Raw genomic sequence first — 20,677 nt, forward strand, 5'->3', positions numbered from 1 at the left:
TTGAAATAATTTTTTTACAAAAACCATTTTTTATTTAAAGAGGATAATCTTCATGGGCGGCATCAGTATTTGGCAGCTTCTAATCGTAGCGTTAATTGTCATTCTATTATTTGGAACTAAAAAATTACGTTCTTTGGGCGGTGATTTAGGCGGGGCAGTAAAAGGCTTTAAAAACGCCATGACACCAGAAGATGAAAGTAAATCATTAGAAGATAAAGACAAGACAGCAGCGACCTCGCAACAGGCTGACGAAAAGCAACCTGAATCTAAAGATAAACAGGCGTAATTTATTATGTTTGACGGTATCGGCTTTATGGAGCTGCTGCTGATCGGTATTTTGGGGCTAGTGGTTCTCGGCCCCGAAAGACTTCCGATTGCAGTGCGTTCAGTAACGGGTTGGATCCGCGCACTCAAGCGCATGGCTAACTCTGTCAAAGATGAACTTGAACAAGAGCTTAAAATTGATCAGTTGCATGCTGATTTAAAAAAAGCGGAAAGCAAAGGCTTATCTGGTTTATCGCCAGAGCTACAAGAATCAATTGATCAGTTAAAAAAAGCGGCTGCATCTGTGAATCGACCTTACAAAGTTGAAGACACATCACCTGTTACTCCAGCAAAACCAACTGAACCTTCGGCCCCTGTCGCAGAAGCTAAGTCATCAGAAGTGACTAGCGAAAGCAGCTCAACCCCTAAATAAAACGGATAATTCATGTCGCAACAGCAACCGCTTATTAGCCATTTGCTTGAATTACGTAATAAATTGCTTAAAGCCATTGGCAGCGTATTACTGGTATTTATTGCTATTGTGTATTGGGCCAACGATATTTATCACTACATCGCCCTACCATTAATGCGATCGCTGCCAGCAACAGGTAGCATGATTGCAACCGACGTGGCTGCACCCTTTTTTGCACCATTTAAACTAACATTGGTGTTAGCATTTTTCATTGCCATTCCCTATGTACTTTATCAAGTATGGTCGTTTGTTGCCCCTGGGTTATACAAACATGAAAAGCGCTTAGTCGTACCCTTATTGGCTAGTAGCACCTTGCTGTTTTACCTTGGAATAGCCTTTGCTTACTACATCGTTTTTCCGGTTGTTTTCGGCTTTTTTACCAGCGTAGTTCCTGAAGGCGTTCAAGTCGCTACTGATATCAGCAGTTATTTGAGTTTTATTTTAAAGCTGTTTTTTGCTTTTGGTTTAGCCTTTGAAATTCCAGTAGCAGTGGTTTTACTTTGTTGGGCGGGTGTCACTACACCTGACGAGTTACGTCAAAAACGTCCTTATATCGTTGTCGGCGCCTTTGTTATTGGTATGATACTGACACCGCCAGATATTATCTCGCAGACTATGCTAGCAATCCCAATGCTGTTATTGTTTGAAGGTGGGCTAATCGCTGCACGTTTTTACAGTAAAAATGAAGATGATGAGCCAGAGAACGAACAAGCTGATAGTTAGGCAATAGCACAAGTCTCTAAGGCTCAGAAGCAAATAATAATAAGGAACAATCAATGCGTTTAAGTTTAATTGCTGCTGGGATCATATTGATGTCAGCTAATGCATATGCCAATACCAATCTTGGTCAGCAGCTGTCTATATGCGCCGCTAAAACCGACAAAACGGCGCGATTGACCTGTTATGACACATTAGCGGCGAATGCTAAACCCAGTGCCCATATTATGGCTACAGCAAGCCCTGTCAATTCTATAGCACCTGAAGTCGCGACAGTTCCAGCAGCATCTGTTGTTGCCAGCCCAAAAGCATTAAGCGTTGATGATTTTGGATTGCAAAAGAAAGTAATAGAAGATGAAGTCAGTAAGATTTACTCCGAGGTTGTTAGCGTTAAAAAAGATGCTTTAGGCGCATTTATAATCACATTGAACAATGGCCAAGTGTGGAAACAAAATAGCTCCAAGTATTATAAAATCAAAAAGGGTCAACACATATTCATTGAAACGGGTGCATTAAACTCGTTTTTATTAGGCAGTGATGATCGTAATGCGACGACTCGAGTTAAACGATTAAAGTAACCTGATTACTTTGATTATGATGACATGACTCAATACATCGACATTGCTGTCAATCTGCTTAGCGAAAGGCTCAAGCACGATATTGACACTGTTATTAATGATGCGGCGAAACACCATGTTTCGCCGTTAATTGTTATTGGCAGCGATCTCGATGAAAGCACTGAAGCCATATCAACCTGCCAACAATATCCGCAACAGCTCTACTGTACTACCGGTGTTCATCCCCATCATGCATCCTCTTGGGATCAACACAGCAAAACACGTTTAACACAACTTGCGCAGCAAGATACTGTGGTGGCGATTGGTGAGTGTGGCCTTGATTACAATCGTGACTTCTCCCCGCGTACAGCCCAAAGAAAAGCATTTTCCGCCCAATTAGAACTGGCTTGTGAACTCAATATGCCGGTTTTAATGCATTGCCGTGAAGCCCACAGCGACTTTATTGCCATAGTAAATGAATATCGAACTCAACTTCCAAATGCTTTACTTCACTGCTTTACGGGTAACAGAGATGAGTTGATTGAATGCCTAGACACAGATTTATATATTGGTATTACGGGGTGGATTTGTGATGAACGTCGAGGCCAAGATTTAGCAAAACTAGTACCTTTGATCCCCAATAATCGCATAATGGCAGAAACAGATAGCCCCTATTTATTACCGCGCAGCATGCGACCTAAACCAAAATCGAGTAAGAACCTACCCCAATACTTACCTTATATTGTTGAGTATATGGCTAATTTACGTCAACAGTCGCCGATATTATTAGCGCAACAATGTTACCAAAACAGTTGTGATTTTTTCCAACTACCTATGGTTCTACACACGAGTAACGACGCATTATGAGCATAAAATATCGTTGTTTGACGCTGTACAATCAATATCATGTTAGGATTATTGTTGGACTTTTTTTACTGCTCATTAGCCAAAGTAGTTGGTCTAATACCCTTTACCCTACTCCGCTGCGGCTAACCGCTAATTCCATCACCAAAATTGAATTGCAAGACTGGGTATATGCCAATCAAAGTAACGACATTGAAACCCTAAGCCAATTATTACAACAGCCAGAAAATAGCTGGAAAAAGCTCAACACAGATCAACCCTATAAAATAGGCGTTAAAAACTATTGGGTGAGTTTTAGTATATTTACGCCCAATGATCATCTTGCACGCATTATTGCCTTAGACAATCCTTTGCTCGACAGCGTTAAAATATACCACCTGATTAATGGGGAACTGGTCAGCACTGAAGTCATGGGAGATACATTACCGTTTAAGCAACGGCCATTACAAAGTAATATTTTTTTATATCCCGTTAACTTTGAACCTGGTGATACCCATACTTTTTATCTCAAAATCGATAATAAAGGTACCATCAGCTTACCATTGATATTGTGGTCATCGAATGATCTTACCCAACTGACCGAAACCAAGAACTTGTTCAGTGGCATGCAAATAGGTGTACTACTTGCGATTTGCTTGTTCAGTTTATTCATTGCACTTGCTTCTGCATCTTTTAGTTACAGTTATTACAGCGGCTATGTATTAGGGCTCACGATACTCTCGGCGTCAATACACGGAGTATCATTTCGCTATTTGTGGCCTCAATGGCCCATTATGCAGCAGTATATTTTCATTATTGTTATCCCCTTAACCCTGGGATTTTCATTGATGTTTACTGAAAAAGTTTTACAACTTAAATATCATAATCTGAAAATGTTACGTATATGCCGCATCATGGCAGTACTGAGTTTTGGGTTAACGATTGTCATGCCATTTATTAATTACAGCTCTGCCCTGTATGTATTGGTATTTGTGGTATTAACAATCAGTACTATCTTGATGGCATTCTCATTGATCCAAGCCTTCGGCGGCCAACGGAATGCCCCTTTATACGCCATTGGCCGTATGGGATTTATGTTGGGTTGTATTGTTACAGGACTCATTTATCTTGGCCTGATCTCTACCAATATATCGCCGCAAATACCCATAATGCTAGGGCTGACCTTTGAAGTTATTACTATGGCTGCAGTGCTTGCGTTACGCTATAACGATGAACGAAAAGCCAAATTTGAGATCCAGCAACACACGTTAGAACAAGCCCAAAAATTGCGAGAAACCCGCGAAGAAGCACTTCGAAGTGAAGCAGAGAACAGTGAAAAATTGGAAAAAATGGTACAAGAGCGTACCCTTGAGTTAGAAATTACCTTGCGCGAACTAAGTGAGGTTAATCAAAAGCTCACTGAGCAAAATACTATCGATAGCCTGACAGGGGTAAAAAACCGCAGCGCTTTTGATCGCCGTCTCATTGCTGAAGGTCGTATTAGCCGTCGTCAACAAACGCCAATGTCTTTGCTAATGATTGATATCGATAAATTTAAAAATATTAATGACAAATATGGACACCTTGGTGGCGACCACACCATAAGGGCAATAGCCAACACACTGTCTGAATACGTAAAACGTCCAACGGATCTCGTATCACGTTTTGGTGGTGAAGAATTTGCTATTATTTTGCCTTGCACAGATATTGAAGGTGCTCTGCTCGTTGCAGAGCAAATTCGCCAAGCCGTTAGTGAACTCAACATAGTACACAATGAAGACATAATACCCGTTACTGTTAGCATTGGTATTAGCGAGACCATTATCGACAGTGATGAGCATCCAATGTTATTACTAGAACAAGCAGATAAAGCCCTGTATCAAGCTAAACGCAGTGGTCGAAACCAAGTCTGCTATTACCAGCGTGAAACAGACACGATCTAAACCAGGAGTCGAAATTGAATATTATTACCAGTGCTTTTCCACAGCGCAGAATGCGCCGCATGCGTAAACATGAATTTAGCCGTCGTTTAATGTCTGAGAATACTTTAACCGTTAACGATCTGATTTATCCAATGTTCGTGTTGGAAGGTTTTCAACGTTCAGAGAAAATTGCTTCAATGCCGGGTATCGAGCGTTTTTCAGTTGATCTATTATTAAAAGAGGCCGCTGAACTGGTTGAACTTGGTATTCCACTTATCGCGTTATTCCCGGTAACACCGGCAGATAAAAAGAGCTTACTTGCAGAAGAGTCTTATAATCCTGATGGTTTAGTACAACGTGCAGTACGTGAATTAAAGCAAGCATTCCCACAGCTTGGCATCATGACTGACGTCGCCTTAGATCCTTACACGACTCATGGGCAAGACGGTATCATTGATGATACGGGTTATATCCTCAATGACATCACTACAGACATTTTAGTCAAACAAGCGCTATCACATGCTGCTGCAGGTGCTGATATTGTCGCGCCATCAGACATGATGGACGGTCGTATTGGCGCAATTCGCCAAGCTCTAGAAGCTAATGGCTTTGTGAATACCCAAATTATGGCTTATTCCGCTAAATATTCATCCAGCTATTATGGACCATTTCGTGATGCTGTCGGATCGGCTAGCAACCTAAAAGGTGGCAATAAACACAGTTATCAAATGGATCCTGCCAATAGCGACGAAGCATTACATGAAGTGGCATTAGATATCCAAGAAGGTGCCGACATGGTAATGGTTAAGCCCGGTATGCCATATCTAGACATAGTACACCGCGTTAAAACAGAATTAGCGGTACCGACTTTTGCTTATCAAGTCAGCGGTGAATACGCCATGCACATGGCCGCTATCCAAAACGGTTGGCTTGCAGAAAAATCCATTGTCATGGAGTCGTTACTTTGCTTTAAACGCGCTGGTGCCGATGGTATTTTAACCTACTTTGCTAAACGCGCGGCCCAGTGGCTTAAAGAGCAAAACCAATAAAACTCGCTTATTGAGGTATTAAGCCAATCCATTCAGGGTTGGCTTTTTATTTTATACTCCAGACTCTGCACTAGCATTAACCCTATTGAGTAAGTGAATCCTCCTATTATCGTGATCAGCATTGCATCATAAGCTATCGCCTCTTAACAGACTTGATTAAGCATGCTTGAATACACTCAAGTACAGTATTTTCTTCTTAAGCGAGACATTATCATGCACAATAACGTTCGAACATTATTGGCCACAACCGCACTCTTTTTCAGTACCCAAATGTTGCCTATGGCCGCATCAGCAAATCCTGGATGCGCATTTGAAAAAGATCAACAAGGCTTTATTGCAACATGCAGCGAGGAGAAACAAGAAGTGATTTTAACTGGCATAATCCAACCACAAACTCTAACAACTCAATTACCAGGCTATGCTGAAGGGTTCACTAATTATCAAGTTGATGCGCAAGCCATCGATGTACTCAAAGCCATTAAACAACCGATACAAATAGTGGTGATTATTGGCACTTGGTGTCCAGACTGCCATCGCGAAACACCCCACTTTATGCGAATTATTGAAGCGGCAGCCAATCCCAACATTGAGGTTGAATACATTGGTGTCGACCGAAACAAGCAGGATCCCGAAGGTTTAGCGGCAAAATACGCATTCAGCCGAATTCCAACGTTTATCGTTAAACAACAAGGCAATGAGCTAGGTCGTATCGTTGAACGCCCGCAAGCCACATTAGAAGCCGATTTAGTTGAGATTTTAAAGTAGTGATGTAAATGACTTATTTAACTCAAATATCGTCATCACTTAAATAATCAAAAAAGGTCGCCATGGGCGACCTATTTTTTATTGCGCTTATGTCAGCCACTACATCGATGCTTTAGCGGCGATACGATCGGCTAACAGTTGTAATACACCTTCACGAAGTGCACCACCAGCAAGATGTAAACGACTAATAGAAAGACTTTCAAATAGCGCGATTAATATTGCCACTCCCGCCGCAAATGTAGGAGCTTGTTCGGCATTTAAGCCCTTAATGCCACTAAGCCTGGCATCTGCTTGCGATAATATTTCATCACGAAAAGCATACAAAATCTTAAGGGTAATCACTTCTGGGCGTTGTCTGTGCTGTAATACAGATACGACTGATTGCACAGCTCCAGAAGCGCCGACAACACTTTGCCAACCAAAGTCGAGCAACTGAGGCCGACATTCAGCCAAAATATGATTAACATAATCTATTGCCTGTTCAACATCGATGATTTGTAGTGGTGTTTGACTAAAAAATCGTTGATTAAACAGCACACATCCGATTGGCAGGCTGGTTTTAAACAGCACGTTACTACCGTCACCAATAATAAACTCGGTACTGGCGCCGCCAATATCTATCACTAACCGGCGCCCCTCACCTTTAGTGGTGGCCACCATGCCTTGATAAATGAGTTCAGCTTCACGTAGCCCCGAAATAACCTCAATGGGATGCTGTAAAATAGGCATCGCACGTTGATGAAATTCATCGGCATTACCAATAACACGCAATGTCGCGGTAGCAAATACGGCAACGTTAGCACTATTAATATGGTGTTGCTTTAACATCTGGGCAAACATGGCCAAGCATTCTAAACCACGCTGCATAACATGTTCAGACAACATGCCATCGTCACCTATACCTTCGGCAAGGCGAACTTTACGTTTATATTTAGCGATAACAATCGGTTTATTCCCCACCGAATTAGCCACCAACATATTAAAACTGTTAGAACCTAATGTTATCGCCGCATAGGGTTGAGATACTGTTAGCATTGACTATGGTCTACGGGTCCTATGACGTGGAGGACGCGAAGTATTGCCGCCACTACGATGCGCACCTTTACTCGCACCATCGCGTGAACGAGATGGTGCAGGCTTGCGGTGAATACGAACTGGCGCAGGAATATCATCCAAAAGTGCATCTCGATCGTAATTAGATACGGGAATTGAATGATTGATATAGGTTTCAATTTCGGGAAGATTTAATGCATATTCTTCACATGCAAAACTTACCGAAATGCCTTTTTGTCCTGCGCGGCCTGTACGGCCAATACGGTGCACATAATCTTCACAATCATCTGGTAAATCATAGTTATACACGTGTGACACATCAGAAATATGCAAGCCACGAGCGGCAACATCTGTTGCAACTAATAAATCTAAATCACCAGAGGTAAATTGCTCAAGAATACGAATACGCTTCTTTTGTGGAACATCACCAGTTAACAAACCCACTCGATGACCATCACCTTCTAAATAAGACCACAGTTTTTCACAGCTGTGTTTTGTGTTCGAAAACACAATCGCTTTATCTGGCCAATCTTCTTCGATTAAGCTCAGTAATAAACGCATCTTGTCTTCCATTGACGGATAGAAAATTTCCTCTTTGATATTTTTAGAGGTTTTTTCTAATGGTTCAATTTCAACTTTTTCAGGGTCGTTCATATGATCATAAGCTAGTTCCTGCACTTTCATTGAAAGCGTGGCAGAAAACAACATATTTAAGCGTGACTTAGCATCAGGCATTCTGCGGAATAAAAAGCGAATGTCTTTAATAAAACCAAGGTCAAACATACGGTCAGCTTCATCAAGCACTACTGCTTGAATGTGGCTTAAACTGATGACACCTTGACGGACATAATCAATAATACGCCCTGTGGTACCAATCAGAATATCAACGCCTTTGTCTAATACTGCACGTTGAGTCTCATAGCTTTCGCCACCGTAAACAATACCGACTTTGAGTCCGGTATGTGCCGCTAATAAATTAGCGTCTTTGGCTATTTGTATTGCTAACTCACGGGTTGGCGCCATTATAATAGCGCGAGGTTCTGTTACTTTGCGACCCTCTGGTGCAGCAACGGTTAATAAATGGTTAAACGTGGCCACTAAAAAGGCCATGGTTTTACCTGTACCGGTTTGGGCTTGTCCGGCAATGTCTTTTGCATTAAGTAATATTGGTAAAGATAACGCCTGAATGGGCGTGCAAAACTCAAAGCCGTTCTCGTTTAACGCCGCTAGTACTTCGGGCTTTAAAGGGAAGTCGGCGAATTTCTTGGTCGATAAATGTGTTTGGCTCATAGCACAAGCATACCTGTAGGGGTTGCAAAAAAAGATTCGATCGTTTGAAATAGCTACATTACTAAAACGGTCTCTTGAAAAGCTATTTAACTGACCCAATATACATGGTAAGCCATTAATAAACTAGCAATGGAACCAAATCTGGAGAACAACATGAGCGATAAAATTGTATACCTAAGCGATGACAGCTTTGAAAACGATGTAATAAAGTCTGAAACACCAGTATTAGTAGACTTCTGGGCTGAGTGGTGTGGTCCTTGTAAAATGATTGCTCCAATTCTCAACGACGTTGCTGAAGAATATGCAGGCAAACTGACCGTAGCAAAACTTAACGTTGACCAAAACAGCGTTTCACCAGCTAAATACGGCGTGCGCGGCATTCCAACATTGTTAATATTCAAAGCTGGCGAGTTGGTAGCAACCAAAGTGGGTGCATTATCAAAGACGCAACTAAAAGAATTCATTGACGCTAAAATCTAATCAGAAGTAGCTAAAAATGTTAAATGGCACAAGTTTTAAACAATTTGTGCCATTTTTAGTTTTTATTTAGTCTAAATTTCTGGACGGCCAACACATAAAGTGCTAATTTAATCATCAGATTTTTTCAATTAACCTCTTCTCGCTTATCAATCAAAAAATATCTTTTCAACCTTACTGATTGATTGCGGTAAGCTTCGTCGCGCAATACAAGACTCCCATACATGAATTTAACAGAATTAAAAGACACGCCAATTTCAGATCTAGTTTCGCTTGCTGAAAGTATGAATCTGGAAAACATGGCTCGTACCCGTAAACAAGATATCATCTTCTCTATTTTGAAAGCTCACGCTAAAAGCGGAGAAGACATTTTCGGTGGCGGTGTATTAGAAATCCTCCAAGATGGATTTGGATTTTTAAGAAGTTCAGATGGCTCATACCTTGCGGGTCCTGACGATATTTATGTTTCTCCAAGCCAGATCCGTCGCTTTAATATGCGAACCGGTGACAGCATTTTTGGTAAAATCAGACCGCCAAAAGAAGGCGAAAGATACTTCGCACTATTGAAAGTCAGTGAAGTGAACTTCGATAAACCAGAAAGCTCTCGTAATAAAATCCTATTTGAAAACTTAACCCCACTTCATGCTGAAGAACGTCTTCGTATGGAACGCGGTAATGGTTCTACTGAAGACATTACCTCGCGAATCCTTGATCTATGTTCACCGATCGGTAAAGGTCAGCGTGGTTTGATTGTTGCGCCGCCTAAAGCGGGTAAAACATTATTACTTCAAAGCATTGCTCAAAGTATTACCTACAACAACCCAGATGTGGTGTTAATGGTATTACTGATTGACGAACGTCCTGAAGAAGTGACCGAAATGCAACGCATGGTTAAAGGTGAAGTGATTGCTTCTACCTTTGATGAACCAGCCAGCCGTCACGTTCAAGTAGCCGAAATGGTTATCGAGAAAGCAAAACGTCTTGTTGAGCATAAAAAAGACGTGGTGATTTTGTTAGACTCTATCACTCGTTTAGCTCGTGCATATAACACGGTTATCCCATCATCAGGTAAAGTGCTTACCGGTGGTGTCGATGCTAATGCCCTGCATCGTCCAAAGCGTTTCTTTGGTGCAGCACGTAACATCGAACACGGTGGCAGCTTGACCATTATCGCTACCGCGCTTGTTGATACCGGCTCAAAAATGGATGAAGTGATTTACGAAGAGTTTAAAGGTACTGGTAACCAAGAGTTACACCTTTCTCGCAAAGCCGCTGAAAAACGCGTATTCCCAGCGATTGACTTCAACCGCTCAGGTACTCGTCGTGAAGAAAAACTAACGACACCGGAAGAGCTTCAGAAGATGTGGATTTTACGTAAAATCTTACACCCAATGGATGAAGTTTCAGCAATGGAATTCTTAATCGATAAATTGGCTATGACCAAAACTAACGAAGAATTCTTCACTGCAATGAAGCGCGCTAAGTAATTTATTACCAACACGCACTATAATCGCAAAAATGCCGCTAATTTAGCGGCATTTTTTATGTCTCAATAACCTATGACTAAAGATCTTGATAAGACTCAGTCCTACTCGCCCGAGCCACAGCGATAAAAGTATTAGTCTCTAGGCTTTCGGGTTGCTATCGCCGGTTATCATTCTAGCGTTTATTAACGCTCTTCCCGCCTTAAACAGATGCCATTTTTCGACGTAAATAGGCAATTTGTTGCATATGCGGCAAATCTTTCGGGCAAGTATCTTGGCAACCTAATAATGTCATGCAGCCAAAAACACCGTCTTGATTACCAATCACATGATAAAAATCATCTGCACTGCGAGTATCACGACTGTCTAATTCAAAACGGGCAATTTTCATCATCCCCACAGCGCCAACAAAGGTTTCACGCATTTGTTTAGTGGCACAAGCTGAGACACACACACCGCACTCTATACATCGCTCTAACTCATAAAGTTTGGTAGCTTCTTCTGGCGACATCGGTGTTTCAATTCGATGAATATCATTATCAGCTGTATTGGGATGCAACCACAGCGCTAAGCGCTCAGATAATTGGCGCATAAATTTGCCAGTATTCACCGATAAATCGCCAATCAGCTCAAAGCCTGGTAATGGCATGAGCTTAATATGCCCATCAGGATAATTAGCGGTTAAGGTTCGACAAGCTAAAGTCGGTTTACCATTGATCACCATGGCACAACTGCCACAAATACCTGCACGGCAAACAAAGTCAAATTGCAGCGATGGGTCTTGAGTTTCACGTAATTGATTTAAGGCGATAAACACCGTCATTCCCGGTGTTTCAGTGAGGCTGTATCTGACCATTTTCGCTTTATCACCAGGCTCTTGTGGGTCATATCGAAAAATAGAGAAGGTTAACGTACGAGCTTGACTCATGTTACTTTACTCCCGTCGAAGCATTCGCTATGACATCAGTTAATCGCTGATTTTCAGGTTGATATTCTTCGGGTAACTCAAAAGGCATTAATGCCGCTTGCTTGACATGCCTATCGGTGTTTTCATCTAGATCAGCCAAAATAGCTTCAACCTGTTGCTGACGTTTTTGCGTATCAGGATGAGCAATAACATTATCAATACCATAACCGCGATACCCGGGCGGTAACTCCATTTGCATGACATCTATCGCTTCATAGCGCAGTTGGGGCCGAAAACTATCGGTATCTGGCCAACTGGTTAATGTCCGGTTTAACCAGTCTTTATCGTTACGTTGTGGAAAATCTTCACGAGAATGGGCGCCACGACTTTCAGTGCGAGCATGGGCTCCACATGCAACGGTAAGCGCGACTTTTAGCATCCGTTTAATCCTTAACGCCTCAACTAATTCTGGGTTGGCATGACGTTTTTTGCACTTTAAGCCCAAATTTTTCGAACGTTCAAGTAGTTCAGACAATTGATTAACAGCCAGCTCAAGATCCGGCCCATTTCGAAAAATACCCACATAATCCATCATAATTTTTTGCATCACAGCTTTAAGCTTAAAGGGGTCTTCAGTACCTTCGCCGTCAATTAACTGATCTATTTCAGTTTGTAACTGCTGCGCAAACTGCGCAATTAATTCAGTATCAATCACCAAACTGTTTTGCTCACCAAAATCAGCAACATATTTACCAATAATCATCCCGCCAACCACAGTTTCAGCCAAAGAATTACCGCCGAGCCGATTAAAGCCATGCATATCCCAGCAAGCGGCTTCTCCAACACTAAACAATCCTGATAATTGCGGGCTTTCTCCGTTCGCCTTAGTCCGAATGCCACCCATAGAATAATGCTGAGTCGGCCTAACCGGGATCCACTCTTTTACCGGATCGATGCCCAGAAAGTTCTCACAAATTTCTTTCACTTCACGCAGATTCGTCTCGATGTGCTTTTGACCTAATAAGGTTATATCTAGCCATAAATGCGGCCCATAAGGACTATTGACCCCCTTACCTTTGCGGATATGCTCGGTCATTCTGCGAGAGACCACATCGCGAGAAGCTAGCTCTTTTTTATCGGGCTCATAATCAGGAATAAAGCGGTAACCGTCTTTATCGCGCAGTACACCACCGTCACCTCGACAGCCTTCTGTGGTTAAAATCCCCACTGGTACGATAGCCGTAGGATGAAACTGTACCGCTTCCATATTGCCCAGCGTCGCGACGCCAGTCTCTAACGCCAACGCTTGGCCGATACCTTCACAAATCATGGCATTGGTCGACACAGCATAAATCCGTCCGTAGCCGCCAGTGGCAATGGTAGTCGATTTAGCGATATAAGCACGCAGTTCACCGCTAATTAAGCAGCGAGCAATCACCCCATGACAGCGCTTGCCGTCGTGGATAAGGGTTAATGCTTCCATGCGTTCGTGAACAGGAATACCTAACGAAATAGCCTTATTATCGACAGCGTATAACAAAGAATGACCGGTACCATCTGCGGTGTAACAAGTGCGCCATTTTTGGGTGCCACCAAAGTCACGCGCGTTAATTAATCCGTGAGCAGCCTCAGCCTCAGTAATAGTGACCTTTTTTGCGTTAACAATCACTTGTCTGTCGCCTTTAGTCACTCGAGTCCAGGGGACGCCCCACTGAGCCAACTCTCTTACCGCTTTAGGCGCACAATGAGCAAACATTCGTGCCACGGTTTGATCGCAGCCCCAGTCAGAACCTTTTACCGTATCTTGAAAATGTATATCTTCATCGTCACCAGCACCTTTAATGGTATTGGCTAAACTGGCTTGCATACCACCTTGGGCAGCGACAGAGTGAGAACGTTTTGCAGGAATAAGCGATAAAACTAAGGTATCAAGTCCGCGCTCTTTTGATGCTATCGCGACTCTTAATCCTGCCAGCCCTGCGCCAACCACTAAGGTGTCGGTATAGATAATTTTCATGCGAATTCCTTATAAAGTCGACATATATGGCACTACGGGTAACGCTAACGAGTGGCCAATCAAAAGATAAGTCAGCAAACTCGCCACTCCTAACACCATTAAATACGCTAACAACACCTTAGCAAATTTGAGCATGGCAAAACGTTGCTCAACCAAGCCCCATTTCACCACCACGCGATATAAACCAAATACGCCATGCACTGCAACGACCGGTAACAGCAGGATATATAACGCCCAAGCATTGAAGTGATACACCCGCTCAGCCGAAAGATGTGGGCCTATTTCAGGATGGGTTATCATGGTGAATAAATGCGTTGGTACGAGGAAAAACAATAAAAAACCCGTGATCATTTGCCAAAACCAAATTTTGGTATCTTCATGGGGTAAAAAACGCATTTGATTTCGTAAGGCGCGCCATTGACCTAATTGAGTCGGAAAACGACGTAAGGCAAATACCGCATGGATCAGCACAACCAATAACATAAAGCAGGAAAAAATTTGGGTCACCAAAGGGTAGCCATGGCCAGTTTCACTAAATACTCCGCCCTCAAGAAACTGTGCCACTTGGTAGAAAGCTTCTTTGCCAAACAAGATACTCGACTCAAAATGCAAATGCAGCACCAGAAAGATCCCCAGCAACACTCCAGATAGACTTTGTAGTTTATCCGCACGAGCAGCCCAAAGAGGGTGAGTAAAACCTTTATCGGTATTTACCGCACTGTCGGCTTTCCCTTGCAAAAAATTCGCAGCCATAAAGCATCATATCCTGTCAGGCACAATAACAAGTATTGACCATAGCAAGAGTTTTTCAATAGCGGCAATGGACAATCATCAAACCGTGATAATGTTCACCTACTAATCAGCGGGAGTTAGAAGCTGATCACACAAACTAGAAAGTAAAATCTAAACAATACTGATAGTTAACTAAATATCGGCACGAGTGTTCGGTAGTTCAAACCTATCGAATGCTTTACCTAAAAAAGTAGCATTACGGTAATAATTGCTGGCAATGTTGGCGTAACTTATCGCGTAATAGCAACATGAGCGGAGTGACATGCTCGCGACCTGGACAGATCAAGTTTAGCGCAACTGACTCACCAATATATTCGGTAAGTATCGGTACTAACTTGCCTGTTCTCAAATCATCAGCAACATCAAGAGCCACTTTAAATACAATTCCTTGGCCCGCAACAGCCCAGCGCCGGGTAATTTCTGCATCGTTACTGCTACGATTGCCACTAACACGAACTTTATATTGTTGCTGATCTCGATTAAACGACCATAAATCATGATCACGTTGGTCTAATTTAAAAATTAAACAGTTATGTTGGCTTAACTGTGCCAAGGTTTCTGGCATGCCATGTTGAGCAATATAACCAGGCGAAGCACATAAGATACGTCGAGTATTACAAATCGTAAATGCCACTTGGTTAGAATCAGGCGGCTGACCATAACGCAAAGCAATATCAATTTTATCATGTAAGAAATGACTCAAATTGTCGCCAATATCTAACTTAATCGACAAATTAGGATAATCATTTAAAAAGCCATCTAACCATGGCAGTAACACATTACGGCCAAAATCCGATGATACAGAAACGGTTAACTCGCCCGAAATAGTCCCTTTTTCACTCGCCAATGCTTGCTCACCTAACAGCAAGCTAGCTAATGCTTCACGACAATGAATAAGGTAACGCTCACCCTGCGCAGTTAACCGTAAGCTTCTAGTTGTACGAATAAACAGTACTGCATCTAATTGTTTCTCCAAGCGCTTTAATCCGGCACTCGCGGCGGCAGCTGAAATATCTAACTCAACTGCAGCGCCTGCAATGCTGCCACAATCAGCCACCCTAACAAACAAGCTTAAATCGTTAATTAACATCTGTCATCCCAGCGTAAATACTCGGTTATTTTGCTTGTGTCAGCCTCATCTTTATCAAAAAAAATTTGGTAAAGATACAAATATTACCCTGTTAATTTTAACAATAAATTAGGCCATAATAATTAAAACCTAGCATTCGGCACGTATAAACTCAGCATCACTGACACTCTTCACCACTCAAGGAGTCACCATGAAAGCGATTGGATACTATCAAGCAGGCAATATTGATGCGATAAATGCACTTCAAGACATTGAAATTGCTACGCCAGTGGCCACTGGGCATGACTTATTAATTGCAGTACAAGCCATAGCCGTTAACCCTGTAGATGCAAAAGTTCGTCAAGCAAGACAGCCTGCAGAAGGCCAGCCTAACATCATTGGTTATGATGCAGTGGGTACCGTCAAAGCCATTGGTGATCAGGTCAGTTTATTCAACGTTGGCGATAAAGTATGGTATGCAGGTGACATTACTCGCCAAGGAAGCAACGCCGAATATCAGTTGGTTGACGAACGGATAGTGGGTCATAAACCGCAATCATTAACAGATGCACAAGCGGCAGCATTACCGTTAACCACCATTACCGCATGGGAAATTTTATTTGATCGCTTGGGCTTACCTAAAGATGGCAGCGCAACAGATGCGCGGATTATGATTATAGGTGCAGCCGGTGGTGTCGGGTCTATTTTAGTGCAATTGGCAGCTAAACTTACTGGCGCTAAAGTGATTGCTACAGCCTCTCGTCAGCAAAGCCGCGATTGGGTTCTGAGCTTAGGAGCCGATGTTGTGATCGACCACAGTAAACCCTTATCAACTGAGTTAAATAATGCCGGTTTTGATAACGTGACCCATGTTATCAGTTTAAATCACACCGACAGTCACTTTGACGAAATCGTCACATCGCTTCAGCCACAGGGCAAAATAGCCTTAATTGACGATCCCCTACAACCAATCGACATTATGAAGCTAAAACTAAAAAGCATTTCACTGCACTGGGAATTAATGTTTACCCGTAGCATGTTCGCTACCGACGATATGATTGCCCAACACCACTTACTCAATGAAGTGAGCCAACTCATTGATGCAGGCACGATAAAAAGTACTCTGGGTGAACATTATGGTCACATCAATGCCGCTAACTTGACCCGTGCCCACCAGCAAATAGAAACTAACACGAGTGTCGGGAAAATAGTCCTGGAAGGATTTGTAGCTTAACGCTCTGCTTCGTTAATCCGCTGTACCTCATCACTTAATCGCGCTGCATGTTTTGCATCCAGCGCGTTTTTTAATCTAAACACGGCCGTGAAGTATCCCTCTTCACCGAGCTAATAACCAATAAACTCTCACCTAAACGAGCATCTTAAAATAACTTGGGTATAATAAGCGCCAATTTGATACTACTTTTACCACAGTTAGGAAAACCCCATGGCTTGGATCCAATTACGTATTCACACTCATCGCGATAATGCCGACATGCTTGGCGACTTATTAATGGATCAAGGCTCGCTTTCCATCACTTACGAAGATGGCCAAGATGAACCTATTTTTGAACCCAAGCTTGGTGAAACACCGCTGTGGCAAGACACTGTTATGATTGCATTATTTGATGCAGGCACAGACTTAGCGCCAACCATAGAGTTTTTAGAATCTATGCCATTTCTGGGTAAAGGTTTTACTCATAAAATTGAACAAGTCGAAGACAAAGACTGGATCCGCGAGTGGATGGACAGCTTTCACCCAATCCAATTTGGTCAACGCTTATGGATATGCCCAAGCTGGCGTGAAATTCCTGACCCGACCGCGGTTAACGTTATTCTCGATCCTGGTTTAGCCTTTGGTACTGGCACCCACCCTACTACGGCCTTGTGTTTAGAATGGTTAGACAGCCTAGATTTATCAAACCAAGAAGTTATCGACTTTGGTTGTGGTTCAGGCATTTTGGCCATTGCAGCAATTAAACTCGGAGCCAAGAAAGTCACGGGTGTTGATATTGACTATCAAGCTATTGACGCCTCAAAAGCCAATGCAGAACGGAACGATGTCGTCGATCAACTGGCGTTATACTTACCAGAAGATCAACCTGCCAACTTACAAGCAGACGTATTAGTCGCCAATATTCTTGCTGGCCCGTTAAAAGAACTCGCGCCATTGATAGCAGAAAAAGTACGTGTGGGCGGTAAACTGGCACTATCGGGTTTATTACAAGAACAAGCACAAGAAGTATCCGACTTTTACAGCCAATGGTTCGTCATGGATCCGGTTAGCAACAAAGAAGACTGGAGCCGCTTAACAGGGGTGCGTAAGTAGTCCACTCGCAAGCCTAAAATGCACTCAATTACGGGCTATATTTTGAGCTAATTGAGTGCATCCATCCTCGTTTACAGGTTATTAACATTGTTTATTGACACTTGTATACAGGAAAAAGTCTCTCTGCAACTCGCACCAGTGCTCAAAAATAACCGAAATTTGCCATTTATTAGTCAAAGATGTGACGGCTAATAAAAGTCAAGCAAAAAAGTTGCATTTAGGTCATTTATTGACCTTTTCACAAGCGTAAAAAAGGGCTACTATAGCGCCCCTTTGGAGAGCAAGGTGAAGTTCGCAATGCAAATTGGCCCGTATCAACTGTCAAATCAGCTGATTGTGGCACCAATGGCAGGTGTCACCGATCAGGCCTTCCGAAATCTCTGCTTACGCTATGGCGCAGCTTTAGCCGTATCAGAAATGCTTTCATCTAATCCTGAGGTTTGGGACAGCGATAAAAGCCGCCAGCGCATGATGCATTCTGGTGAAGAAGGTATACGCTCCGTACAAATAGCAGGTGCAGACCCTGATTTAATGGCTAACGCTGCCAAGTTCAACGTTGAACAAGGTGCGCATATCATTGATATCAATATGGGTTGCCCAGCAAAGAAAGTGAATAAAAAGTTTGCGGGTTCAGCGCTAATGCAAAGCCCAAGCTTAGTAAAAGAGATTTTACAAGCCGTGGTTGCGGCAGTAGATGTGCCAGTAACGTTAAAGATCCGCACAGGTTGGGAGCCTGAACATCGTAATGGTGTTGAAATAGCCCAAATTGCTGAAGATTGTGGCATTGTCTCGCTCGCCGTTCACGGCCGAACTAGACAATGCATGTACAAAGGCTTTGCTGAGTACGACACCATTAAAGCAATTAAACAGACTGTCTCAATTCCTGTTGTCGCCAACGGGGACATCGACACACCAGAGAAGGCCAAGTTTGTGCTTGACTACACTGGCGTTGACGCCCTGATGATTGGAAGAGGTGCACAAGGAAGGCCATGGATTTTTAAAGAAATCCTATATTACTTGGAAACAGGTAAAAAGTTAGCGCCAATTAAGGCAGAAGAGCAACGCACTGTGATGCTTGAACACCTTAATAAACTTTATGACTTATATGGCGAATACAAAGGTGTCCGATTTGCTAGAAAGCATGTCGGGTGGTACCTAAACCATGAGGAACAGCGCCAATTTCGTGCTGACTTCAATCGGCTTGAAACCGCTGCCCAGCAACATTCCCTCGTAGAATGTTATTTTGATGAATTAGTTTAGAATTTAATAAAGAGCAGAATAGAATGTTTGATCAGACAACTAACACAGAAGTTCACCAGCTTACCGTAGGCAAAATCGAAACAGCAAACGGCACTATCAAGCCGCAGTTATTACGTGACGCAGTAAAACGTGCCGTGACTAACTTCTTCTCTCAGTTAGACGGTCAGGAAGCTTCTGAAGTATATGAAATGGTATTGTGCGAAGTTGAAGCACCTTTACTAGACATCATCATGCAACACACTCGTGGCAACCAAACGCGCGCTGCTAATATGTTAGGTATCAACCGTGGTACTTTACGTAAGAAATTAAAGAAATACGGCATGAACTAAGACCTAGCGTCTAAGTGATTGTATTAAAAAGAAAAGGCTTGATTAACATCAGGCCTTTTTGCTATTAGCTACACACCCAGTTACACACCATATAATTCATGCATAAACCCCTATCTAAGCATGTAACACGATTTCCTAAAATTATGCTGCATTTAATCAATGGATGATGTTAATGGGAAATTTGGTACAAGTTCGGCATGCCTTGTCTTTAAATATTGGCTCGTACTCTTCTAGCACGTCTTCACATACAACACATTTCACCACTTTGTGCTTTTCTATATAAAGGTCTTTTGCGGCAGTTTTGACTTGTCTTGGTGTTGCGTTTAGCGGTAATGACTTCTCAACTACCCATGCAAATGCAGGATCATGTGGATTGGGCCAAACCATCGAGGCAAACGAGATAGTTATTTTGTCTTCAAATCGATCAATACGAACTTCTTCATTAAACATGTGGCTAGACACTATTGCTAATGACACATCGAAGTGTTGCTCTACCGTATTGGCGCAATCATTGTTATCACAAGCAACGAACTTGCATTTAGACATAAAAGTTGCATCGACCAACTTATTGCACTTACTGCATATAAAAAATGACTTGGATTGATCAAGCTTTCTCGCTATAGCCTTTAAGCTATGAATCGCACGTTTAGGGTTTACATCAAGTTTGCTGTGAATCACTTTATTTACATAATGACCACCAGCCATAAAAATATGTGCTGTAATCGTAAAGTTTTCTTCAAGATTCACTGTATACAATGGCGGTAGTTTTGAATGGCTATTTTTCACTGCTGGTGGCTCAGTATATTTTACAAATCGGTCAGCCTCATCTGTTTCAAAATCAATAATCGGGTAACTCACCCATGATTCACATGGCTTCATAATATTAAAGTCTTGCTCAACCCATGTGCTAAACCTCATAGGGGCATCATAAAGTTCAAAACCATTTCTAGGCGCTATGAGGTCATTGAACATCTCAATAAAATCTGGGTTACCCGTTATACGAATAGCATTTTGTTCTAGCAGAGATTCAATTGTTGGAATGCAATCAAGATTCATTTAACATCCTTGTCGATAGTGTTTAAAT

At 42.4% G+C, this 20,677-nt stretch carries 21 protein-coding genes; 14 read left to right on the forward strand and 7 right to left on the reverse strand.

What is annotated here, in order from left to right; translation table 11 throughout:
- Positions 1–52 precede the first annotated feature (52 nt).
- From tatA to H5164_RS09305, 8 genes are all read left to right on the forward strand, one after another.
- Positions 53–286, forward strand: a complete 234-nt coding sequence (gene tatA, locus H5164_RS09270) for a Sec-independent protein translocase subunit TatA (protein ID WP_124017258.1) — start codon at positions 53–55, stop codon at positions 284–286.
- A gap of 6 nt (positions 287–292) precedes the next feature.
- Positions 293–697 (forward strand): Sec-independent protein translocase protein TatB, encoded by a 405-nt coding sequence (tatB, locus tag H5164_RS09275; RefSeq protein WP_124017257.1) that lies wholly within the window; start codon positions 293–295, stop codon positions 695–697.
- A 12-nt stretch (positions 698–709) separates the two neighbouring features.
- A complete protein-coding gene (gene tatC, locus H5164_RS09280; RefSeq protein ID WP_124017256.1) occupies positions 710–1,459 on the forward strand; it encodes a twin-arginine translocase subunit TatC in 750 nt (249 codons plus the stop codon).
- Positions 1,460–1,512: 53 nt separating this feature from the next.
- Positions 1,513–2,031: a hypothetical protein gene (locus tag H5164_RS09285; protein WP_182723348.1), complete on the forward strand. Its 519-nt coding sequence runs from the start codon at positions 1,513–1,515 to the stop codon at positions 2,029–2,031.
- 24 nt (positions 2,032–2,055) lie between these two features.
- On the forward strand, positions 2,056–2,877 hold the full coding sequence (locus H5164_RS09290; protein ID WP_182755749.1) for a TatD family hydrolase: 822 nt from the start codon (positions 2,056–2,058) through the stop codon (positions 2,875–2,877).
- Positions 2,874–4,796 carry a diguanylate cyclase gene (locus H5164_RS09295; protein WP_124017253.1) on the forward strand — a complete coding sequence of 641 codons (1,923 nt, stop codon included), beginning with the start codon at positions 2,874–2,876 and terminating at the stop codon, positions 4,794–4,796. The genes H5164_RS09290 and H5164_RS09295 overlap by 4 nt, the downstream gene beginning before the upstream one ends.
- A gap of 14 nt (positions 4,797–4,810) precedes the next feature.
- Positions 4,811–5,824: a porphobilinogen synthase gene (gene hemB / locus H5164_RS09300; RefSeq protein ID WP_124017252.1), complete on the forward strand. Its 1,014-nt coding sequence runs from the start codon at positions 4,811–4,813 to the stop codon at positions 5,822–5,824.
- A 213-nt stretch (positions 5,825–6,037) separates the two neighbouring features.
- Positions 6,038–6,589 carry a thioredoxin family protein gene (locus tag H5164_RS09305; protein WP_124017382.1) on the forward strand — a complete coding sequence of 184 codons (552 nt, stop codon included), beginning with the start codon at positions 6,038–6,040 and terminating at the stop codon, positions 6,587–6,589.
- A gap of 99 nt (positions 6,590–6,688) precedes the next feature.
- On the opposite strand, the gene H5164_RS09310 is transcribed toward H5164_RS09305, so the two are convergent.
- On the reverse strand, positions 6,689–7,624 hold the full coding sequence (locus H5164_RS09310) for an exopolyphosphatase (protein ID WP_182755751.1): 936 nt from the start codon (positions 7,622–7,624) through the stop codon (positions 6,689–6,691).
- 3 nt (positions 7,625–7,627) lie between these two features.
- Complete coding sequence (gene rhlB, locus H5164_RS09315) at positions 7,628–8,932, reverse strand: ATP-dependent RNA helicase RhlB (RefSeq protein ID WP_124017250.1); 1,305 nt, start codon at positions 8,930–8,932, stop codon at positions 7,628–7,630.
- Between the two features lie 153 nt (positions 8,933–9,085).
- On the opposite strand from rhlB, the gene trxA reads away from it, so the two are divergent.
- Positions 9,086–9,412 carry a thioredoxin TrxA gene (gene trxA, locus H5164_RS09320; protein ID WP_124017249.1) on the forward strand — a complete coding sequence of 109 codons (327 nt, stop codon included), beginning with the start codon at positions 9,086–9,088 and terminating at the stop codon, positions 9,410–9,412.
- A 221-nt stretch (positions 9,413–9,633) separates the two neighbouring features.
- Positions 9,634–10,896, forward strand: coding sequence for a transcription termination factor Rho (gene rho / locus H5164_RS09325; RefSeq protein WP_124017248.1), 1,263 nt, complete (start codon positions 9,634–9,636; stop codon positions 10,894–10,896).
- Positions 10,897–11,095: 199 nt separating this feature from the next.
- On the opposite strand, the gene H5164_RS09330 is transcribed toward rho, so the two are convergent.
- The 4 genes from H5164_RS09330 to H5164_RS09345 all read right to left on the reverse strand — a co-directional run bounded on the left by H5164_RS09330 (position 11,096) and on the right by H5164_RS09345 (position 15,699).
- A complete protein-coding gene (locus H5164_RS09330) occupies positions 11,096–11,821 on the reverse strand; it encodes a fumarate reductase iron-sulfur subunit (protein ID WP_182698436.1) in 726 nt (241 codons plus the stop codon).
- 1 nt (position 11,822) lies between these two features.
- Positions 11,823–13,817: a fumarate reductase flavoprotein subunit gene (locus tag H5164_RS09335; RefSeq protein ID WP_182755753.1), complete on the reverse strand. Its 1,995-nt coding sequence runs from the start codon at positions 13,815–13,817 to the stop codon at positions 11,823–11,825.
- Positions 13,818–13,826: 9 nt separating this feature from the next.
- Positions 13,827–14,570 carry a fumarate reductase cytochrome b subunit gene (locus H5164_RS09340; RefSeq protein ID WP_182755756.1) on the reverse strand — a complete coding sequence of 248 codons (744 nt, stop codon included), beginning with the start codon at positions 14,568–14,570 and terminating at the stop codon, positions 13,827–13,829.
- A 235-nt stretch (positions 14,571–14,805) separates the two neighbouring features.
- Positions 14,806–15,699: a LysR family transcriptional regulator gene (locus tag H5164_RS09345; RefSeq protein WP_182755758.1), complete on the reverse strand. Its 894-nt coding sequence runs from the start codon at positions 15,697–15,699 to the stop codon at positions 14,806–14,808.
- Between the two features lie 190 nt (positions 15,700–15,889).
- Between H5164_RS09345 and H5164_RS09350 the strand changes: the two genes are divergently transcribed.
- The 4 genes from H5164_RS09350 (at position 15,890) to fis (ending at position 19,593) form a co-directional block, all read left to right on the forward strand.
- Positions 15,890–16,912, forward strand: a complete 1,023-nt coding sequence (locus tag H5164_RS09350) for a zinc-binding alcohol dehydrogenase family protein (RefSeq protein ID WP_182755760.1) — start codon at positions 15,890–15,892, stop codon at positions 16,910–16,912.
- Between the two features lie 210 nt (positions 16,913–17,122).
- The gene (prmA, locus tag H5164_RS09355) at positions 17,123–18,004 is read left to right on the forward strand and encodes a 50S ribosomal protein L11 methyltransferase (protein ID WP_124017242.1); all 882 of its coding nucleotides are present in this window, start codon (positions 17,123–17,125) and stop codon (positions 18,002–18,004) included.
- 297 nt (positions 18,005–18,301) lie between these two features.
- Entirely contained in the window at positions 18,302–19,264 is a 963-nt protein-coding gene (dusB, locus tag H5164_RS09360; RefSeq protein WP_124017241.1) for a tRNA dihydrouridine synthase DusB, read from the forward strand.
- Between the two features lie 23 nt (positions 19,265–19,287).
- Positions 19,288–19,593 (forward strand): DNA-binding transcriptional regulator Fis, encoded by a 306-nt coding sequence (gene fis / locus H5164_RS09365; protein WP_011635942.1) that lies wholly within the window; start codon positions 19,288–19,290, stop codon positions 19,591–19,593.
- 156 nt (positions 19,594–19,749) lie between these two features.
- Here fis and H5164_RS09370 read toward each other — a convergent pair whose 3' ends face one another.
- Entirely contained in the window at positions 19,750–20,649 is a 900-nt protein-coding gene (locus H5164_RS09370; protein ID WP_182755762.1) for a hypothetical protein, read from the reverse strand.
- Positions 20,650–20,677 lie beyond the last annotated feature (28 nt).

It is taken from the genome of Shewanella sp. SG41-3, assembly GCF_014164545.1.
In the GTDB taxonomy this organism is placed as follows: Bacteria; Pseudomonadota; Gammaproteobacteria; order Enterobacterales; family Shewanellaceae; genus Shewanella; species Shewanella vesiculosa.

Excerpts from the sequence above, each read along its gene's own strand:
- H5164_RS09345 (WP_182755758.1), bottom strand. The coding sequence starts at position 15,699 with ATGTTAATTAACGATTTAAGCTTGTTTGTTAGGGTGGCTGATTGTGGC.
- H5164_RS09340 (WP_182755756.1), bottom strand. The coding sequence starts at position 14,570 with ATGGCTGCGAATTTTTTGCAAGGGAAAGCCGACAGTGCGGTAAATACC.
- prmA (WP_124017242.1), top strand. The coding sequence starts at position 17,123 with ATGGCTTGGATCCAATTACGTATTCACACTCATCGCGATAATGCCGAC.
- H5164_RS09295 (WP_124017253.1), top strand. The coding sequence starts at position 2,874 with ATGAGCATAAAATATCGTTGTTTGACGCTGTACAATCAATATCATGTT.
- tatA (WP_124017258.1), top strand. The coding sequence starts at position 53 with ATGGGCGGCATCAGTATTTGGCAGCTTCTAATCGTAGCGTTAATTGTC.
- dusB (WP_124017241.1), top strand. The coding sequence starts at position 18,302 with ATGCAAATTGGCCCGTATCAACTGTCAAATCAGCTGATTGTGGCACCA.
- H5164_RS09310 (WP_182755751.1), bottom strand. The coding sequence starts at position 7,624 with ATGCTAACAGTATCTCAACCCTATGCGGCGATAACATTAGGTTCTAAC.
- fis (WP_011635942.1), top strand. The coding sequence starts at position 19,288 with ATGTTTGATCAGACAACTAACACAGAAGTTCACCAGCTTACCGTAGGC.
- H5164_RS09330 (WP_182698436.1), bottom strand. The coding sequence starts at position 11,821 with ATGAGTCAAGCTCGTACGTTAACCTTCTCTATTTTTCGATATGACCCA.
- H5164_RS09370 (WP_182755762.1), bottom strand. The coding sequence starts at position 20,649 with ATGAATCTTGATTGCATTCCAACAATTGAATCTCTGCTAGAACAAAAT.
- H5164_RS09290 (WP_182755749.1), top strand. The coding sequence starts at position 2,056 with ATGACTCAATACATCGACATTGCTGTCAATCTGCTTAGCGAAAGGCTC.
- tatC (WP_124017256.1), top strand. The coding sequence starts at position 710 with ATGTCGCAACAGCAACCGCTTATTAGCCATTTGCTTGAATTACGTAAT.
- trxA (WP_124017249.1), top strand. The coding sequence starts at position 9,086 with ATGAGCGATAAAATTGTATACCTAAGCGATGACAGCTTTGAAAACGAT.
- rhlB (WP_124017250.1), bottom strand. The coding sequence starts at position 8,932 with ATGAGCCAAACACATTTATCGACCAAGAAATTCGCCGACTTCCCTTTA.
- H5164_RS09285 (WP_182723348.1), top strand. The coding sequence starts at position 1,513 with ATGCGTTTAAGTTTAATTGCTGCTGGGATCATATTGATGTCAGCTAAT.
- H5164_RS09335 (WP_182755753.1), bottom strand. The coding sequence starts at position 13,817 with ATGAAAATTATCTATACCGACACCTTAGTGGTTGGCGCAGGGCTGGCA.
- tatB (WP_124017257.1), top strand. The coding sequence starts at position 293 with ATGTTTGACGGTATCGGCTTTATGGAGCTGCTGCTGATCGGTATTTTG.
- rho (WP_124017248.1), top strand. The coding sequence starts at position 9,634 with ATGAATTTAACAGAATTAAAAGACACGCCAATTTCAGATCTAGTTTCG.
- H5164_RS09305 (WP_124017382.1), top strand. The coding sequence starts at position 6,038 with ATGCACAATAACGTTCGAACATTATTGGCCACAACCGCACTCTTTTTC.
- H5164_RS09350 (WP_182755760.1), top strand. The coding sequence starts at position 15,890 with ATGAAAGCGATTGGATACTATCAAGCAGGCAATATTGATGCGATAAAT.